General features: G+C 49.1%; 1 protein-coding gene. It reads left to right on the forward strand.

Translation table 11 applies throughout. The features are described 5' to 3' along the window. Positions 1–1,145, forward strand: a 1,145-nt coding sequence (locus R7E00_RS24550) for a pyruvate formate lyase family protein (protein WP_318124827.1), incomplete at both ends; no start/stop codon positions are given.

A 1,145-nucleotide genomic window follows, 5' to 3' on the forward strand; every position in this document is an offset into this window, starting at 1 on the left:
GCCTGCATTCAACAACGATGAAATCGTCATTCCAGAGTTCATCAAGCTAGGCGTCGAGAAAGCAGACGCTTACAACTACGCGTCTATTGGCTGTATTGAAACCGCTGTTCCAGGTAAATGGGGTTACCGTTGCACGGGCATGAGCTTTATTAATTTTGCGCGTATTTTACTGGCGGCGCTTAACGAAGGTGTGGATGCAACGACGGGCAAAGCCTTCTTGCCGCATGATAAGTCGTTGGCAAAAGGCAACTTCGAGAGTTTTGATCAAGTCACCGCTTCTTGGGCGGAGCAAATTCGCTACTACACACGTAAATCGATTGAGATCGATACCGTAGTCGACAGCGTGCTTGAGCAGCAAGCGCAAGATATTTTCTGCTCATCGCTGGTGGATGACTGTTTGGCGCGTGGTAAAACAGTAAAAGAAGGCGGAGCGAAATACGATTGGGTATCTGGCCTGCAAGTGGGTATCGCCAATTTGGGTAACAGTTTGGCGGCGATCAAACATTTGGTGTTTGAAGAAGCACAAATCAGCCAAACGGAATTGGCAAAAGCATTAGAAGAAGACTTCGATGGTATTGAGAACGAACAACTTCGCCAACGCTTAATCAACTTCGCGCCAAAATACGGCAATGACGACGATTATGTCGACCAATTGCTGGCTGATGCTTACCAAGTTTATATCGATGAGTTGGCGCAATTTGTCAACACACGTTATGGGCGCGGACCAATTGGTGGTGGCTACTACGCGGGAACATCGAGCATCTCTGCTAACGTGCCATTTGGCGCATCCACGATGGCAACACCAGATGGTCGAAAAGCGAAAACGCCACTGGCGGAAGGCGCAAGTCCAGCATCGGGCTCTGACCGTTTGGGACCAACGGCGGTGTACAACTCAGTCGGTAAAATTCAAGCCAATAAAATCCTAGGTGGCGTGCTGCTTAACCAGAAGTTAAGCCCAGCGGCTGTCGCTTCAGAAGGAGATAAGCTCAAGCTTTCAATGCTGATTCGCACCTTCTTTAATCACCACAAAGGTTGGCACGTGCAGTACAACATCGTCTCTCGTGAAACCTTGCTGGCGGCGAAAAAGAACCCTGAGCAGTATCGCGATCTCGTTGTACGAGTTGCGGGCTATTCAGCCTTCTTTA

The sequence above is a fragment of the Vibrio sp. Vb1755 genome, assembly GCF_033338635.1.
GTDB lineage: Bacteria > Pseudomonadota > Gammaproteobacteria > Enterobacterales > Vibrionaceae > Vibrio > Vibrio alginolyticus.